This window comes from Desulfosarcina cetonica JCM 12296 (assembly GCF_001311845.1).
GTDB classification, from domain to species: Bacteria; Desulfobacterota; Desulfobacteria; order Desulfobacterales; family Desulfosarcinaceae; genus Desulfosarcina; species Desulfosarcina cetonica.
Genome location: NZ_BBCC01000033.1, coordinates 29622 through 44289 on the forward strand (window position 1 = coordinate 29622; position 14668 = coordinate 44289).

The window sequence follows — 14668 nt, forward strand, 5'->3', positions numbered from 1 at the left end:
GATAAAGGAGCGGAAGATGAAACGGGTTGATTTCATTATTGACGCGCACGTGGCCACAGTGACCCTGAACGATGGTGAAAACCGATTCAATCCCGATTTTCTCGATGCTTTCCTGAATACGCTCGACGAGGTCGAAAACACCACGGATGCAACCACCCTGGTAGTGACCTCCGCCCATGAGAAAATCTTCTCCAATGGCATCGACCTGGAGTGGATGATTCCGGTGATCCAGCAAAACGACCTGGCCCGCTCCAAAGCCTTTCTTTACCAGCTCAATCGATTGTTCAAGCGCCTGGCTACCTATCCGCTGGTCACCGTGGCCGCTATTTCCGGTCATGCCTTTGCCGGGGGGGCAATCCTGTGCTGCGCCTTCGATTTCCGTTTCATGCGCTCGGACCGGGGTTTTTTCTGCTTTCCCGAGGTGGATTTGGGAATACCGTTTCTGCCGGGAATGAATGCGCTCTTGAAGAAGGCCATGCCCATGTACATGGTGGAGTACATGGAGTATACCGGTGTGCGCTTGACGGCCAACCAGTGTGTGGATCATCATATCGTTCAAAAGGCCTGCCCCATGGAAACCCTCATGGACGAGACCCGCGCGTTTGCCATGGCGATCAACAAACGGCGATTGGTGATTGCGGAGATGAAGAAACGACTCAACCAGTCCATCATTCATGCCATCGACATCGAGGATGTCCCATATATTGAATCGGGGCAGTTCAATATCGGTTGATCCATCCCGCGACCGGCGCGGTCATCCATGGTTGGGATTGCAGCCGATAATACCCTACTTGTTTTCATCAGAAGAGGAGATGTTTCCGTGACCGATTTGATGACGTTGATAAAAAGTCGGCGCAGTGTGCGCAAATATGAAGACCGGCAGCTACCCGATGACCTGCTCAGCCAGGTGCTCGAAGCCTTTGGCTGGGCGCCTTCCTGGGCGAATTCGCAGTGCTGGGAGGTGATTGTCGTTCGGGATCCGGCCGTGCGGGCACAAATTCAGGCCAGTCTGCCGGCCAAGGGAAATCCTGCCTTCAAGGCCGTTGTCGAGGCTTCCGTTCTGCTCGTCGTTTGCGCCAAGTCCGGTGTCTCGGGCTACTATAAGGGCCAATGCAGCACCAAATTGGGGGACTGGATGATGTATGACCTGGGGTTGGCCACCCAGAATTTGTGCCTCATGGCCCATCATCTGGGGCTGGGGACGGTGATCGTCGGTCTTTTCGACCATGATCGTGCCAAGGCGGCCGTCGATGTGCCGGAAGGGTATGAACTGGTTTCCCTGATTCCGCTGGGGTATCCCGCAAAAACGGGCGGCGCGCCGCAGCGCCGCGATGTCAATGCCTTCACCCATACCAACCGCTTCTAAAGCGGATCGACCGGGTGAAAAAGCGGGGGGAGGCAGAACGGGATCCGGACGTGCCCTGCCGTACTCAGGTGGCGGCAGAAGCGGTCCTCATGGAGAGTGAGCATCACCTGCGTTCTCTCATGGAGAGTGCCTCGGGCTTTGTCCTGTTCCGTTTCTGTCACAACCCGATGGATCCTTTCCAGCCCCGGCGGATTTTCATCAGCCCTTCTATCGCCGATATCGTTGACCGGACAAAGGTGGTCGATTTTCAGTCTTTCCTGACAACGGTTCACCCGGAGGACCGTGAGTCGCTGGTATCGGCCGCCCATGCCATGCTGGACGCGCGGCGGATGGATGAGACGATCCGTACCCAGGGGGCTCAAGTGGCTTCTGGCGCTGGCTGCGCATTATCGCCGTGGCGGTCGCCACCCCCCCGGAAACCTATTTCAACGGCATCATCCTCGATATTACCGGCGAGATGGAGACTGCGAGCGCTCTCAGTGCCCGGGAGAAAGAGCTGAAGGAACGCACCGAAAGCCTTTCCGAAGTCAATACCGCCCTCGAAGTGCTGCTGCGCAAACGGGAAGCCGACCGGTTGGAGGTGGAGGAGAAGATGTTGGCCAATGCCAAGCGCTTGATTCTGCCTTATCTCGACAAGCTGAAAAACAGCCGCCTGGATGAACGTCAACGGATTTACCTGAATCTGATCGAAACCAACCTCAATGAAATCATCTCCCCCTTGACCCAGCAGATGTCCCGCCACTACATGCACTTCACGCCCCTTGAAATTCAAGTGGCCAATTTGGTCAAGGAGGGGCAAACAACCAAAGATATCGCTTTTATCTTGGGCAGTTCTGATAGAACGATTGAAGCCGTGCGCTACCGTATCCGCAGGAAGCTGGGCCTTAAAAAAAAGTGCACCAATCTCAGATCGGCCCTCTTGTCGATTGATGGATGACAGGCACCCTGCCGATCCCGTGAACGGTCAATGGATTTTCGCTATCCGGCGGCCCTTTGTTCGCCTAAGGCTGCATCGGGTCAGGCGACCAGTTCGCGTGTCTTGTGAAAATGAATGGCCGGCCACTCCTCCATGGCGTTTTCCAACCGCCACAAGCTGGACGCCAGATAGGTCAGTTTCCCATGGGAATCATGGGCCAGGCTGTTGTACTTTTCCCGTTCGAAGTTGGCCAATTGCTTCTTGTCATCACTGGTCACCCAGCGGGCCGCGGCAAAGGTGACCGGCTCATAGGCAGCGTCCACCCCGTACTCGTCCTTCAGACGGGCTATGGTGACATCGAACTGCAGCACACCGACGGCGCCGAGAATGTAACTGTTGCCGGCAAGCGGCCGGAAAAACTGAACGGCACCCTCCTCGGCCAATTGGGTCAGTCCCTTGAGGAGCTGTTTGGCTTTGAGCGGGTTCTTCAGTTGTACGCGACGGAAATGATCCGGTGCGAAGCTGGGAATCCCGGTGAAGCTCAGGACTTCCTTTTCACAGAACGTATCCCCGATACCGATGGTGCCGTGATTGTGGATGCCGATGATGTCGCCGGGATAAGCCTCCTCCACATGCGTGCGGTCCTGGGCCATGAAGATGGTGGCGTTGGAAAGGGTGACCTGTTTGCCGATGCGGGTCTGCAAGACCTTCATGCCGCGAGTGAATTTTCCCGAACAGATGCGCACGAAAGCGATGCGGTCGCGATGGGCAGGGTCCATGTTGGCCTGGATCTTAAAGGCAAAACCGCTGAATGAGGGTTCCTCCGGCTCGACCAGCCGCGTGGTGGTGAGGCGTGGGCGGGGCGTGGGCGCCATCTCGACAAAGGCGTCGAGCAGTTCCCGCACCCCGAAATTATTGATCGCGCTACCGAAGAAGACCGGCGTCTGGCTGCCCTTGAGGTAGGCTTCCAGCTCGAACGGATTGGCCGCCCCTTCGAGCAGGGCCACGTCCTCCCGCAATTCATCGGCCTGGCTACCCAGTATGTCATCCAACTGGGGATCGGCCAGATCGGTGACCAGGATGCCTTCCTGGTAACGGGTTTGCCCCCCGGGGGTGAAAAGATAGAGCTGATTCTGGTAGCGATTGTAAACCCCGCGAAACCGTTTGCCCATGCCGATGGGCCAGGATAGGGGGGCACATTCGATTTGAAGCTTGTCTTCGATATCCGAAAGGATATCCAGCGGCGCCATGCCGTCGCGGTCCAGCTTGTTAATGAAGGTCATGATGGGCGTGTTGCGCATGCGGCACACCTCCATGAGCTTCTCCGTCTGGGGTTCGACGCCTTTGGCGCTGTCGATCACCATCAGGGCACTGTCTACGGCGGTGAGGACCCGGTAGGTATCCTCGGAGAAGTCCTGGTGACCGGGTGTGTCCAACAGATTGACCTCGTACCCGTTATAGTTGAATTTCATCACCGAGGTGGTTACCGAGATTCCGCGTTCCTTCTCGATGGCCATCCAGTCGCTGGTGGCGTATCGTCCGGCGCGCTTGGCTTTGACGGCACCCGCCATCTGGATGGCACCACCGAAGAGCAGCAATTTTTCGGTAAGGGTGGTCTTTCCCGCATCCGGGTGGCTGATGATGCCAAACGTGCGTCGTTTCCGGAGTTCCTTTAAAAAGTGACTATCCATCATGCTTGATTTTTTCCTCTGCGCCAAAAAAACAGGCCGCGAAAGGCCTGTGGCGCGCTACACATCAATACGACCGGTTTGCCGGTCTCTTGTATCCTTCTCCGTCGCCTTATGGCCGGCCGTCAGGTCGCTTCAACGCCGGCTGCCCATACATCCTTCGGCAATCGCCGCAGGCCGGCGAGCGAACGTACCAGCCGGTCGGCCAACCGGGGATCGGGGCCCACCCCCTGAATCATTCCGTTGGCTTCAATCTCCTGAATAAATACATCGACAAAAGCTTTGTTGAAATTGCCATCGCAGCCGTCCCGGAGCACTTGGCAGGCTACGGCTGCCGACTGCCCCTTCTGGTAGATCCGATCGGTGGTAACGGCGTCAAAACAGTCGGCAATGCTGACGATTTTCGCTCCGGGCGGAATTTCCTCGGCATTCAGACCAAACGGATATCCCTGGCCGTCTTCGCGTTCATGGTGAAAGAGGACGAAGTCCACCACCGGTTCCAGGAAGGGGACGGGTTTAAGCAGGGCCGCCCCGATCAAGGGGTGGCAGCGGACTTCCTGCCGGAGCTCGCTGGAGAGCTGCGTTTCGCGATTGGCCAGAATTTGGTCGCTCATGGCCAGTTTGCCCACATCGTGAAAAAGCCCACCCAATCCAATATGGCGAATGCCTTCGGGCGAAAAACCGAGCCGTTGGGCCAATCGTATGGCATACAGCGCTACCCGGCCGCCATGGGCTTGGGTATATAAATCCTTTCTACCCAGGGCGGCCGATATCTCATCCAGACGCTGGAAGTGCTGTTCGTATGCGGTTCGGTAATACATATTGTCATATTGCATGGGAATTACCCGCTATTTCCCCCTATCCCCGCATGTCGACCGACACGGCCTTGGTGCTTTGCGGGGCCTCAATCCCAATCTCAAGGTTGCCGAGACACTGACGCTCGATGTGGCAAGTTGAAATGGTGAAGGAAACAAGTGCTACCTTACCGTATTCCTGGAGGGGACCTTTTGGGTTACGCGTTTCGTCTTCTGTTAAACGGCGTTTACTATAAGGCAGGTGAAAAATGGTGTCAAACAGAAACCCCTCGATCCTCGCGACGGCGGTCGAGGCGCTTGAAGACGGCCAGCGTCTGCCGGCGGGTCTCCTCCAGATCACCGCTGTTATCGATGATAACGGTGGCCAGCCGGCGCTTCTTCTCGATGGGCATCTGGGCGTGGATGCGGGCCATGGCCGCAGGGGCATCGATTTCGTCCCGACGGATGAGCCGCTCGACTTGCAGCGCTTCCGGTACATAGACCAGGATCACTTCAGCCAGCGGGATTTCCGTACGCGTTTCGAAGAGCAGCGGGATGTCGAGGATGACAACCGCATCGGGGGCCGTTTTCGTGGCGTGTCCGATTTGGGTCTGGATCTCTTGGTAGACATGGGGATGCACAATGGCATCCAGGCGCGCTTTCTTGGCAGGGGCGTTGAAAATGATATCCCCCAGGTACTTGCGATTAATGGTGCCATCGGGGAGTAAGACGGTATCGCCAAAAACTCGAACGATTTCCCGATAGGCCGGCGCCCCGATGCGAACTACGTCTCTGGCGATTTTATCCGCATCAATGATGATCGCGCCGGCATCGCGAAAAATTCGGGAAACGGTCGATTTCCCGCTGGCGATACCTCCGGTAAGACCGGCAATGATCACGAGATGCCCCTTCTGACACGGATTGCCCACCCGGTCCCTGAAATGCGACTCTTTACGAATCCATCAAAGTTATTTAACAGTAACGACGGGGCAGGGCGCCTTGACGATCACGTATTGGGCATTTGAGCCGAATAGCAATTTGCCCACTTTTGAACGTCGTTTGATGCCGATGATAATTTCATCCACCGACTGCTCTTTGGCAAAATCGATCAGGTCTTCACCCGGACTCATTCCCCGCACCAGAAGTTTGGCTTCGCACGGAACATCCGCTTCCTCCAACAGGCTCCGGGCAAATTCGAGATTTTCGTTGGCATGCTCGACTTCTGTTGCATGGGTGGCACTACCGCCCATCAAAGAGGCCACCACAAACACCTTGGCGTTGAAGGCAGCGGCATGTTGTTTGGCCAGGGCCAGTGCATCCTTTGCCGAGTTTGACCCATCATAGCCGACCAGAATCTTCATTAAATACTCCTTTAATCATATCAGCGACATTTACCACCACAGCGGTGAACTGTCGGCCGTCGTCCCGGTGCAGGCGTCGAGGTACTAAACATGACGGATTCGTAAAAAGCCCGATATCCGCGTTACGCTTCATCCCTCGTCACTGCGGCGTACGCTAAGTACGCCTCATTCCTTAAGGATTCGCAAGCCTTGATCTCGGGCTTTTTACGAATCCGTCGGAAATGCGACTTTTTACGCGTCCATCAAACATGGGCACGGCTCGTTTTTTTGAAAAATGTCCAAAACATGTTTGGACCCGTCTGTCAAGCGAACACTTGTTTACGTGCTTTCACCCCTTTTCAGCGAATACTTTTCAAGCGTTCCCTGCGGCTGACGATTTCGCTGATGCGAATGCCATATTTCTCTTTTTCCACCACGACGAACCCCTTGGCAATCAGGGTTTCGTTGATCAGGATATCCACCGGTTCGCCCTCCATCTGCTCCATCTCGACCACGGATCCCGGTCCGAGGCGAAGCACATCGTTGATCCGCCGCTTGGTGTGCCCCAATTCAACGGTGACCTGTAGCGGAATATCCATGACGAGCCCCAGGTTTTTAAACGGATCCGCTTCCACCTGGGCAATATCGGTTTCTATGGGAGACGACGCGTCGGTTTCGCTGCCGGTCGTTTTCTCTGTCTCGGTCTCATCCTCAGTCTTCTTTTCACCGGGGAGCTGATCCATTTTGACGCCGGCTTCGACGATGATGACACTGCCTTTGTGAGAGAAGAGAAAACGGCTGGTCTTGATGACATTGGTGGGGCTGACGCGGAAATCGCGACCGTTGGTGATCGATGGGGTCGACAGCACACAGGAGAGGCCGGCATCGACGAAATTGGACTTCAGATTGCCACCGATGATATTGCTGATTTCGCGGATAACATCATAGACTTCCTCTTCATTCTCGATCTCTTCCGGCTCCATGCCAAGCATGGCGGCGGTCATTTGACGGGCGAAATCGTCATTGACCTGGATGTTGAAGAGTCCGTCCACTTCACCGGCAAAGGTGACCGATCCGACGGTGCGCAGCTCTTCGATAAATCCCTCGGGGACCTCCTGGATGGCCTCCACTTCCATATCGAGCATGGTGTAGAAAACATCAATGACCGAGTTGATGATGGAGGCTTTGATATCCACACCGGCAATCCGCTCCATGATGACATCACTGGAGAGATCACTCATGATGTCTTCCTTGGCGCCGATCTCTTCCTTGACGCACAATTCGATGACGACCAGGTGCTCGTTGTGGTGGAACGTGAATTTTTGAGGGGGCGCGATCCCCGCCGGATCGATCTTGAAATCGCCTCCCGAAGTGATCGACGGGGTCGATATCACGCATGCCAGCCCGGAATCGAGGAATTCGGTTTTCAGATTGCCGGCCACGATATTGGCCAGTTCGCCGATCACGTCTTTAATCTCTTCGTTACTTTGGATGTCATCCACTTCCATGCCCAGCATGCTGCGGTGAGCATGCGTGAAAAGGCCTCGGAGAGCTGAAAGCTCATTACGCCAACCACTTCCCCGGCGAAATGAATCGCGCCCACCATGCGGTTTTTATCGAGCTCGGCGGGTTGGGCCTCATCCACAACCTCCAGAGGCAATCCCGCCATGGCATCAAACGTCTCCATGATGGTGGTGGTTATGGATTGACGTATGCTGTCGTCGGTGATCTTTTCCATCGAAATCCTATGGGGCTCGTCGTTAACGGTCGTCCCCATCTTAAAAGGGATTTCCCATTTTTGTCAATCATTTACAAAAAAAGGCCCGGGTACCAGACCCGGGCCTTTGAACGACATGCATCAATAATTCAATTTAGAACAAACCGCTGACCTTTCCGGTTTCCGGATCGACGTCAATGCGGCGGAAGGCCGGGTTGGAACCGGTTCCAGGCATCAGGCTGATGGTACCGGCGCAGGGGCAGAGGAACTTGGCACCCGAGTAGATGAGTACGTCACGGATGGGCAGCCGCCATCCCTTGGGCACGCCCTTCTTGACCGGGTCGTGGGACAGGGAGAGGTGGGTCTTGACCATCATGGTAGCGAAGTCGGCGTACTTGGGATCGTTTTCCAGCATCTCGGCCTTGGCGTTGGCTTCCGGAGCCCAATCCACGCCGTCGGCGCCGTAGACTTCCTTGGCGATGAGATCGACGCGGTCGCGCAGTTTCATCTCCAGCGGATAGAGGAATTTGAAGTCGTTGCCCTCTTCACAGGCGTCGATAACGGCATCGGCGAATTCCAGGGCGCCTTCGCCGCCTTTTTCCCAGTGCTTGGACTCGGCGCAACGGGCACCGGCGGCTTCGGCGGCCTTGCGAACGATCTCGCACTCAGCGTCGGTGTCGGTGTAGAACCGGTTGATACAGACCACCGGGTTGATGCCAGACTTACGAATGACACCGATCATGTGGACCATGTTCTCAATACCCTTTTCCACCAGTCCCAGATTTTCCTTGGTGTAGGCGTCGTCAAGGGCTTTACCCGCGACAACCTTGGGACCGCCGCCGTGCATCTTCAGGGCGCGGATCGTGGAGGTCAAGATGGAGACGTGGGGTTTGAGGCCGGAGAAGCGGCATTTCACGTTCCAGAACTTCTCGAAGCCGATGTCAGCGGCGAAGCCGGACTCGGTGACATGGTAATCCCACAGCTTGAGGCCGACGCGGTCGGCGATGATGGAGCTCTGACCCACGGCGATGTTGGCGAAGGGACCGGCGTGCACCAGGCAGGGCTGGTATTCGGCGGTGCTCATCAGGGTCGGGTTGATCGTGTTGCGCATGAAGGCGGCCATGGCGTTGCCGACTTCGAGATCACCACAGGTAACCGGTTTGCCGCTCTTGTCGAAGGCCACGGTGATTTTGTTGATGCGGTCTTTCAGGTCGGCCAGGTCGGTGGCCACGGCCAGGATGGCCATCAGCTCCGAACCCACGGCAATGCCGAACTTGCTCTGCATCGTGAAACCATCCGTACGACCACCAAGGCCGATGACGATGTTGCGCAGGGCCTGGGCGCAGAAGTCGATGATCCAGCCCATCTCCACGCGGGTGGGATCGATGTCCAGGCGGCGCATGCCGGTGAGGCGGGCCAGCTGTTCGTCATTGTAGTTGCGCTCATGCTGCATACGGGCCGTCATGGCGACCATGCCCAGGTTGTGCGCGTTCATGATGTCGTTGATGTCGCCGGTGAGACCCAGGGAGAACTCGGTCATGGGGATCAGCAGAGAGTTGCCGCCGCCGGCTGCCGTGCCTTTTACGTTCATGGTGGGGCCGCCGGAAGGCTGACGCAGCGCCGCCGACGTGTTTACCACGGGCTCCCAGACCTTCCATCAATCCCAGTGAGGTGGTGCTTTTGCCTTCGCCCAAGGGAGTCGGGGTGATGGCGGTCACTTCGATGTATTTTCCATCCGGTTTGTCTTTCAGGCGGTCGATGATCTTCAGAAAATCCAGCTTTGACAGACGGCCCATGGCCAGCATTTCTTCTTTTTCCAGACCCAGCTTTTCACACCAGGCTTCGGGCATGGGCATGTTTTTTTCCGCTTCCTCGGAAATCTGCCAGTCCGCCATTTTAGTCGCATCGTATGCCATCTATCCAACCTCCTTTAATTGTGATTAACGAAGAGGGCACTGATGATTCCCCATCAGGCACCATTGTATTGACGGGTCTATTAAGTAAATTCGTAATCGGATTGATGCTGAGATTAGAATGATCGAAATTTCCCCGGGACCCGGGAAAACGCGGCTAATCTAACACGCCTTAGCGGATTTGGCAAGCCTTATGTGTCGAGGCCGGAAGGGACTTGTCAATGCAAATAACCCATTGAAAATAAAGCTTAAGCTTATTTTATAGAAGGGGCATTAAACCGGTGATGAAAGCTGGCCGGGGCTTTGCCGAAACCTTCAGCCCTGCAGCTGGTAAAGTCGATAATAGTAGCCCTTTTGAGCCATCAGGGTCGTATGGTCGCCCCGTTCCACCAAACAGCCGCCATTTAACACAACGATCTGGTCGGCGCTGCGTGCGGTGGTGAGGCGGTGGGCCACGACCACGCAGGTACGCCCCTGCATCAGGTTGCCGATGGCGGCTTGCAGATGCATTTCGGTTTCCGAGTCCACATACGAGGTCGCCTCGTCGAGGATGATCACCTCCGGATCGGCGGAAAAGGCCCGGGCAACGGAGATCAACTGGCGTTCACCGCTGGAAAGCGAGGCACCGCCTTCGGTGATGGGGGTATCGAGTCCGTCGGGAAAGCGGCGCACGAGTTGGCGGCATCGCGAGGCGTCCAAAATTTCATCCTGACGTGCGGCGGAGATCCCGGGCGCGGCGAAGAAGAGATTGGATCTTAAGGTACCGGTGAAAAGAAACGGGTCCTGCATGACCAGGGCGATCCGTTTTCTTAAGGTTTCAGGTGCGATGTGGCGACAGTCGACGTCGTTGAAGCGCAGCCTGCCGCCGGTGGGGTCGTAGAAGCGGACCAACAGATTGACCAGTGAGGTCTTGCCCGATCCGGTGGCGCCGACGATGGCCACGGTCTGCCCGGCGGCGATGGTCAGGTTGATCGATTTGAGGACCGGCTCGTTGGGCGTGTAGGCCAGGCTGACATTCTCGAAGCGGATGGTTTCCAGCGGGCCCGCAGGCGTCTTGCCACCGCTTTGCAGGGTGGCGGCCGAAGGCCGGTCGAGAAGTAGAAAAATGCGTTCGGCCGAGGCCATGGCGTTTTGCAGGATGTTGTATTTTTCCGCCAGATCACGGATGGGCCGGAAGAACATGCGCATATAGCCAGAAAGGCCGCCAGGACGCCGATGCTCATGGTCTGGCCGATGACGTGGCTGCCGCCCACGTAAATGACGATGGCGATGGCGGTTACCCCCAGCATTTCGATCACCGGCATGAAAACGGCGAAGATATTGATCTGGCGCATGCCGGCCAGGTAGTTGGCATGGTTGAGACGGGCAAAGGCGGCGGCGTTGTCCGGGGTGCGCCGAAAGGTCTGGATGACCTTGATGCCGCCGATGGTCTCTGAGAAACGGGTGTTGATCTCGGCTACTTTGTTGCGCAGTTCGCGAAAGACATCGCGCACCTGGCTGGAAAAAACGAAGGCCGTCAGCCCGACGAGGGGCAGCACGAGAAATGACAGCAGCGCCAGGCGAACATCCATGGCCACCAGCACCACGCGATGCCCACCAAGAGGAAGAGATCCTTGAAGACCATGGAGATGACGTTGGTGAAGAGTTCGTGCATGTTGGAGATGTCATTGGTTACCCGGGTGACCAGGCGCGCCACGGGGTGGCGGGTGAAAAAGCCCAGCGGCATGGCCTGGATATGGCGGTAGAGGGTCATGCGCAGGTCGTGCATGATACGGTTGCCGGCGATTTCCATGATCAGGTTCTGCACGAAGGTGCAGATGAAAATCAGCAGTACTACGGCCAGAAAGAGCAGGCTGATGCGGGTCAGTCCCGACAGGTCGGCGTGCCGCAACGCGGCTAGATCGGCGGCCGGCAGGCGATCCAGATCTTCCAGGCGGATGCTGGCCTGGTTGCCCTTGCGATCGAACCACTGGGGGTTGCGGGCCACGACGGCCGCCGCCCGGGAATCGTGCATGTCCACCCAGAAGCGCTGTTTGCCGGGTGCCTTCGCATCCGTGTGAATCCGTGCTTTGGGAACGATCTGGCGGTCGATGATCTCCTTGGTGATATAGGGAACCGAGAGTTCCAGCAAGGTGATGGTCACCACCAACAGCACCGACAGCACCAGCCGCAGGCGGTGGGGGCGGATATAGGGCAGAATCCGCCGCAGCAGCTTCAGGTCGTAGGGCTTGCCCAGCCGCTGCTCCTCGTCATAGCCGTAGTCAAAGCGCATCTTCCAGCTCCTGCAGACGGTAGGTGCGGGCGTAGTAGGCATTTTCGGCCATCATTTGCGCATGCGTGCCGATGGCCTGGATATGGCCGTCTTCCATCAGGACGATGCGGTCGGCCTTGCGCACGGCCGACAGGCGGTGGGAGACGATCATCACCGTTTTTTCACCGGCCATGGCCTCCAGGGTGCCGACAATGCGGGTCGCCGTGCGGGTATCCACCTGGCTGACCGGGTCGTCGAGGATCAGGATGGGCGTATCGCCCAGAAAGGCCCGGGCCAGGGCCACGCGCTGTTTCTGGCCGCCGGAAAGGATCACGCCTTTTTCTCCGACGATGGTGTCGAAGCCGCCCGGCAGTTCGGCGATGGTGGTATCCAGGGCGGCCATCCGGGTGGCGTGCGCCAGCCGGGCATCGTCGATGGTCGTGTCGCCAAAGGTGATATTCTCGCGGATCGTGCCGGCAAACAGAAACGGTTCCTGGGGCGCCATGGAGATCAAGGCCCGCAGGTCGTCGATCTTGAGATCGCGCAGGTCCCTGCCATCGATGCGGATGGCACCTTCATCGACATCGTAAAGGCGCAGAATGAGCTGCAAGAGCGCGGTCTTGCCGGCACCCGGCGGACCGACGATGCCGATGGTCTCGCCCTTTTCGACCGTCAGCCGAATCCCGTCCAGGACCTTGCCCCGCGCGGGATCGAAGGCGAAACCGACATCGTCTATGGTCAGGCGGTCCCGGAAGGCATCGAGGGGCGCGGCGTCGATCCGTTCGATGAGCTCCGGCTGCGTGCTCAGGATGCCGTCCAAACGATCCAGGGAGGCTCTTCCGCGCTGGATCAGGTTGGTCACCCATCCCAGGGCCATCATGGGCCAGGTGAGCAGTCCCAGGTAGCTGATGAAGGCCACGAAATCGCCGGGGGTGATGCGGTTGAAGATCGTCTGGCGGCCGCCTTGGAAGAGCACGATGGCCATGCTGATGTTGGTGAGCAAAATCATCAGCGGGAAGAACGCGCCGGTGATCTTGACCAGGTCGATGTTCTCTTGGACGTAGGTTTCGGAGTAGGTTTCGATCGCCTTGGCTTCGGCCGCCTGGGCGTTGTAGGCCATCACCACGCGGATGCCGGCGAAGCGTTCGCGCACCGCCTCGGTCAATTCGCTGAAGGCCGCCTGCACGCGTTTGTAGCGCCGGTGCATGAGCCGGCCGAAGTATCGGCTGCCCAAGACGATCAGGGGCATGGGCAAGAGGACATAAACGGTCAGCTCCAGGTTGATGTAGACCATGAAGCCGATGGCCGCCGATCCCAGGAAAACCGCATCGTTCAGGGCCACCAGGCCCATCCCCGAGGCCATGCGCACCTGCTGGATGTCGTTGGTGGCGTGGGCCATGAGATCACCGGTGCGCACACGGTCGAAGTAGGCCGGCGAAAGCACCTGGATATGCTGAAAGAGACGGTTGCGCAGGGCTTCCTCGGTTTTGCGGGCCGTGCCCAACAGACAGCGGCGCCAGAAAAAACGGAAAAAGCCGATGAAAAGGCTCAGGGCCAGGATCATGCCGGCATAGCGCAACAGCCCGTCCGGGTCCACCCGCATCAGGGTCAGGTCGTCCACGACCCATTTGATCACCCGGGGGATGAATAGCTGCAACAGATCCACGATGATCAGGCACGCAAGGCCAACCAGGATCGTGGCGCGATTGGCCATAAGATAGGGTTGGATCAGCTTGAAGGGTTTCATCAGGTCACGTTGGGGGTGAGATTCAAGGCATGCAGCCGGCATCCGGCAGCTTGCCAGGTTATCAGGTTCAAGGCGGCGTAGTCCTGATCGAGGCGGAAGAGATGGGGCACCGGCATGCCCAACAGGTGACAGAGCAGCACCCGGTTGACCCCCGCATGGGCCACCACCAGCAGATCGCCGTCCAATCGGGCCGTCAGGGTATCGAAGGCTTGAGCGATGCGGCTTTCGAGGTCGACGAAACTTTCCCCGCCGGGGGGGCGAAATCCGTCGATGGCCTGGCCGCGCTGCTGGAAAAGATCGGGCCAGCGGGCCTTGACGTCACCAAAGGCCAAACCGTCCCACGCGCCCAGGTTGATCTCCCGCCAGGCGGGGTCCGGCAGAACCGGTACCTGGCGGTCGGCGGCGACGATCCGGGCCGTTTCCAGGCAGCGCGAGAGATCGCTGCAGACCACCTGTGAGAAGGCGATCCCGGCCAGGTGCCGGTGCCAATAGGCTGCCTGGGCCCGCCCGCGCGGACTCAAGGGCAAGTCGATCTGGCCGATGAAGTATTTCTCCTTTGCCGGTGTTTCGATCTCACCGTGCCGAAGCAAGAGAATTCTCTTCTCATCCTTCTTCGCGGCCCATGCTTCAAGCGGGTTTCCCATCATGGCCTTTCGATAAGGGCGTCGGATAGCATGCGGTCCATCGCCACGCCGGTGATGCGGGTGATTTTGGTTTCCACGGCCTGCGCCGCCTGTTTGCGGCGCAGGATGTTGGCGACGGCCGTCGCGCTTTGGCCGTATTTGTCCAACTTTGCGTCAAAGCGCCGGGAGAGGTCGACGATGGTGGTGCCAGCCACCAGTTTGTCGGCCAGAAAAACCACCTGGGCCTCATCCAGGGGCGCCTTGGGATCGACGGCCAGATCCATGTGGCCGGCGACAATCTTGGCCAGATCGG

General features: G+C 57.9%; 15 protein-coding genes and 1 pseudogene. 3 read left to right on the forward strand and 13 right to left on the reverse strand.

Going from position 1 to position 14668, the window contains the following annotated elements; genetic code table 11:
• Positions 1 to 16: 16 nt before the first annotated feature.
• The 3 genes from JCM12296_RS10080 (at position 17) to JCM12296_RS10095 (ending at position 2303) form a co-directional block, all read left to right on the forward strand.
• The gene (locus JCM12296_RS10080; RefSeq protein ID WP_054692194.1) at positions 17 to 733 is read left to right on the forward strand and encodes an enoyl-CoA hydratase/isomerase family protein; all 717 of its coding nucleotides are present in this window, start codon (positions 17 to 19) and stop codon (positions 731 to 733) included.
• Between the two features lie 87 nt (positions 734 to 820).
• On the forward strand, positions 821 to 1366 hold the full coding sequence (locus JCM12296_RS10085; RefSeq protein ID WP_054692196.1) for a nitroreductase family protein: 546 nt from the start codon (positions 821 to 823) through the stop codon (positions 1364 to 1366).
• A gap of 394 nt (positions 1367 to 1760) precedes the next feature.
• Entirely contained in the window at positions 1761 to 2303 is a 543-nt protein-coding gene (locus JCM12296_RS10095; RefSeq protein WP_054692201.1) for a helix-turn-helix transcriptional regulator, read from the forward strand.
• Positions 2304 to 2383: 80 nt separating this feature from the next.
• On the opposite strand, the gene JCM12296_RS10100 is transcribed toward JCM12296_RS10095, so the two are convergent.
• The 13 genes and pseudogenes from JCM12296_RS10100 to JCM12296_RS39740 form a co-directional block, all read right to left on the reverse strand.
• Positions 2384 to 3976, reverse strand: a complete 1593-nt coding sequence (locus tag JCM12296_RS10100) for a peptide chain release factor 3 (RefSeq protein ID WP_281491970.1) — start codon at positions 3974 to 3976, stop codon at positions 2384 to 2386.
• 119 nt (positions 3977 to 4095) lie between these two features.
• Positions 4096 to 4806, reverse strand: coding sequence for an HD-GYP domain-containing protein (locus JCM12296_RS10105; RefSeq protein ID WP_054692203.1), 711 nt, complete (start codon positions 4804 to 4806; stop codon positions 4096 to 4098).
• Positions 4807 to 5039: 233 nt separating this feature from the next.
• Positions 5040 to 5663 carry a dephospho-CoA kinase gene (gene coaE, locus JCM12296_RS10110; protein WP_054692206.1) on the reverse strand — a complete coding sequence of 208 codons (624 nt, stop codon included), beginning with the start codon at positions 5661 to 5663 and terminating at the stop codon, positions 5040 to 5042.
• A 69-nt stretch (positions 5664 to 5732) separates the two neighbouring features.
• Positions 5733 to 6125 carry a universal stress protein gene (locus JCM12296_RS10115; RefSeq protein ID WP_054692209.1) on the reverse strand — a complete coding sequence of 131 codons (393 nt, stop codon included), beginning with the start codon at positions 6123 to 6125 and terminating at the stop codon, positions 5733 to 5735.
• Between the two features lie 338 nt (positions 6126 to 6463).
• Positions 6464 to 7612 (reverse strand): flagellar motor switch protein FliN, encoded by a 1149-nt coding sequence (fliN, locus tag JCM12296_RS10120; protein WP_172683835.1) that lies wholly within the window; start codon positions 7610 to 7612, stop codon positions 6464 to 6466.
• A complete protein-coding gene (locus JCM12296_RS10125; protein WP_157067513.1) occupies positions 7567 to 7842 on the reverse strand; it encodes a hypothetical protein in 276 nt (91 codons plus the stop codon). The genes fliN and JCM12296_RS10125 overlap by 46 nt, the downstream gene beginning before the upstream one ends.
• 133 nt (positions 7843 to 7975) lie before the next feature.
• Positions 7976 to 9737, reverse strand: a pseudogene (locus tag JCM12296_RS10130) (formate--tetrahydrofolate ligase).
• A 312-nt stretch (positions 9738 to 10049) separates the two neighbouring features.
• On the reverse strand, positions 10050 to 10676 hold the full coding sequence (locus JCM12296_RS44035; RefSeq protein WP_246804125.1) for an ABC transporter ATP-binding protein: 627 nt from the start codon (positions 10674 to 10676) through the stop codon (positions 10050 to 10052).
• Between the two features lie 20 nt (positions 10677 to 10696).
• The gene (locus JCM12296_RS44040; protein ID WP_246804122.1) at positions 10697 to 11320 is read right to left on the reverse strand and encodes an ABC transporter transmembrane domain-containing protein; all 624 of its coding nucleotides are present in this window, start codon (positions 11318 to 11320) and stop codon (positions 10697 to 10699) included.
• Positions 11251 to 12006 (reverse strand): ABC transporter transmembrane domain-containing protein, encoded by a 756-nt coding sequence (locus tag JCM12296_RS44045; protein ID WP_054692225.1) that lies wholly within the window; start codon positions 12004 to 12006, stop codon positions 11251 to 11253. The genes JCM12296_RS44040 and JCM12296_RS44045 overlap by 70 nt, the downstream gene beginning before the upstream one ends.
• On the reverse strand, positions 11996 to 13732 hold the full coding sequence (locus JCM12296_RS10150) for an ABC transporter ATP-binding protein (protein WP_054692228.1): 1737 nt from the start codon (positions 13730 to 13732) through the stop codon (positions 11996 to 11998). Before JCM12296_RS10150 ends, JCM12296_RS44045 begins: the two co-directional genes overlap by 11 nt.
• The gene (locus JCM12296_RS10155) at positions 13732 to 14379 is read right to left on the reverse strand and encodes a histidine phosphatase family protein (RefSeq protein WP_157067514.1); all 648 of its coding nucleotides are present in this window, start codon (positions 14377 to 14379) and stop codon (positions 13732 to 13734) included. The genes JCM12296_RS10150 and JCM12296_RS10155 overlap by 1 nt, the downstream gene beginning before the upstream one ends.
• A partial coding sequence (locus JCM12296_RS39740) for a hypothetical protein (protein ID WP_218188036.1) occupies positions 14376 to 14668 on the reverse strand: 293 nt, incomplete at its 5' end. The genes JCM12296_RS10155 and JCM12296_RS39740, both read right to left, overlap by 4 nt.